Source organism: Pseudoalteromonas sp. AOP7-A1-14 (assembly GCF_052376275.1).
Lineage (GTDB): Bacteria > Pseudomonadota > Gammaproteobacteria > Enterobacterales > Alteromonadaceae > Pseudoalteromonas.
This window is the reverse complement of record NZ_JBQSVO010000203.1, coordinates 1-2,469: the sequence shown is the minus strand read 5'-3', so window position 1 is coordinate 2,469 and position 2,469 is coordinate 1. Positions and strand designations below refer to the sequence as shown.

The 2,469-nt window shown below is 41.2% G+C and carries 2 protein-coding genes; one reads left to right on the top strand and one right to left on the bottom strand.

Annotated elements, in window-relative coordinates; all coding sequences use genetic code 11:
• Positions 1–49: 49 nt before the first annotated feature.
• Entirely contained in the window at positions 50–952 is a 903-nt protein-coding gene (locus tag ACT3RM_RS17475) for a LysR family transcriptional regulator (RefSeq protein WP_179808326.1), read from the bottom strand.
• Between the two features lie 101 nt (positions 953–1,053).
• Between ACT3RM_RS17475 and ACT3RM_RS17470 the strand changes: the two genes are divergently transcribed.
• Positions 1,054–2,259 carry an MFS transporter gene (locus ACT3RM_RS17470; RefSeq protein ID WP_179808325.1) on the top strand — a complete coding sequence of 402 codons (1,206 nt, stop codon included), beginning with the start codon at positions 1,054–1,056 and terminating at the stop codon, positions 2,257–2,259.
• Positions 2,260–2,469 lie beyond the last annotated feature (210 nt).

Genomic DNA, 2,469 nt, shown 5'->3' with positions numbered 1-2,469 from the left:
CCTAGATTCAAATTGTAAGTGCATAACTTGTTTTTGCTAGATTAAGTGGTCAGTTGCCTAATTCCTGTTGTATAAAATCGACAAAAACTCTTGTCTTTGTGGGCAAATAACGACGATTTGAATAAAGCGCGCATAAATGTAATGGAGCCGCTGGTTGCTCAAACTCAACCTCTATTAAACGTCCGTCAGTAATACTGGACTGGCAGGCTTCTCTAGATAAAATAGCAAAGCCAACACCAGAAATTGCAGCATGCAAGGCCATCTCACCGCTGTTGACACGATAGTTTCCATTCACCGTGATTGTCTCGAATCCCCCCTTTATATTGACGAATTGCCAAGGGACACCTTTTAGTGCACTTACCGTCGTAATACAGGGTAATTTTTTAAATTGGTCAATATGAGTGGGTGTGCCCCAACGTTTAATAACCGAGGGGGCAGCAACGATGGTACAGGGGATAGTGGCTAGGTTACGGGCTATATAATCACTGTCATCCATCTGTCCACGGGTAATGATAATGGCTAGATCTAAATCTTCTCGTAGTGATTCGAGGCCCGACAAATTCGTGATACAGCTAAGCTCTATATCTGGGTACTGATTGGCAAAATTGGCAATAATAGTCCCCAGTGTTGCAGGTCCAATTTCGTTTGGAATACAGATACGTAATGGACCTTTAATTTGAACTTGCCGTGACGTTAACTCGACTTCTGTTTGTTCCAACAACTCCAGTAATGGCTTTGATCGCGCATAGAGTAGTTGGCCTAACTGAGTCAATTTCATGTGTCGGGTACTGCGCTCAATAAGCTGAAGATTCAGTTTTTTTTCTAACTGAGAAATACAGCGACTTACGTTTGATGTGGGCATTTTAAGGGCTTTAGATGCTCCGACAAAACTTTCCTTTTCCACCACCGCAATGAAAATTTTTAAGGTTCTGAAATCTAGAGCAGTATGCATACATTATCCCAGTATTGATAATAGAGATTGCTAATTGTACCTACTAGTGCTCAATATTGATAGCGGTTAAGCTGTATGCATCTTTAATCTATAGGTCGCCGATGATGCCACTAGCTAAACATAAATTTAAATATAGAGCCCTAATTCAAATAGCGGTTGTAACATCATTCATCCAGTTTACGAATGCACTAGAGTACATGGTGTTCAACACTATTTTTACTTTTATGGCAGGGGATTTCTCAGTTCCTGTATCATTCTCAGGCTATGTATCCGGTGTTTATACATTCGGTGCAGTCCTTTCCGGAGTTTTTGCTTTTTATTGGTTAGACCGGTTTAATAAAAAGCGTTTTTTAATCATAAATATGGCGTTACTAGGCACGCTGACACTTCTGATTACGCTCACTACCAATTTTGGTGTCCTTCTGATACTACGATTCTGCGCAGGGTTGGTTGGAGGGACGACGATGGGGGCAAGTATCAGCTTATTGATTAACTGCACTCCGATCAACTTGCGTGGCAAAATGCTGGCAACGGTGATTGCATCATTTTCGGTGGTAAGCATTGTAGGAATGCCCATGATATTGTTCTTGTGCACACATTATGGCTGGCATGTCGCCTTGGGGTTAATTTGTGCATTTTGTCTGTTGGCGTTGCCATTGATCGTATTTATCATTCCCAAAGATTCTGTCCACTCAGAGACTAAGAACAGACTGTCTCTCGATGCTGACACTTTACTATTTGCCTCAAGTAATGCACTGGTACAGTTCAGTCCGATGCTGATTATTCCCATTTTAGTGCCATTAATGACGCAGCAGTTAGGCGTGCCGCAAAACTTGTTGCCCTGGTTGTTCTTCACGGGAGGTATCGCAGGTTACCTATCTACAAAGATAACTGGCTCATTAATCTCACATTATTCCACTCCGCTTTTGGCTATAGGTTCAACCGCAGTTTTTATGCTGAGTTTGTTAATCCTCGCCATGAACTATCAGAATGCGACACTGTTCATCATCTTATTTCTCGGTACATCGTACAGTCGCTTGGTCTCATCTTCGACTATTGCGATTCAGTTCCCTGATGATAAGCAACGAGCTGGGTTCGTTTCATTGCAAACTTCAATTATGTATCTGGTAACAACCATTGCATTCTTTCTTTCTCCTCTGCTGATACCCAACGACGACATGACGCTACAGAACCTGGACAGATTGCTTATGATATGTGCAATAGCCGCATCAGGGTTTCCAATTATTGTGTTTATCTTGCAAAAGAAACTAACTAAAAACTTTCGCTTGTTAGAAAGAACATCCTAATCGCCAGCCTTCCCTATGGATGTAAAGAAGAAGATGCTGTTACTACGGCTTCTATTGCGCCAACAACAACTCAACACCTTTCTGCGAATAGAATTGGGGATGGAGAGTTAAAGGATAAATGTGTTGTGGACTTTGTAGAATTTATTAATATGACAAAGTCCCAGTTTCAAACTATTTTGTCATTTTTTGATTTTTCTCTAACTCACTAAG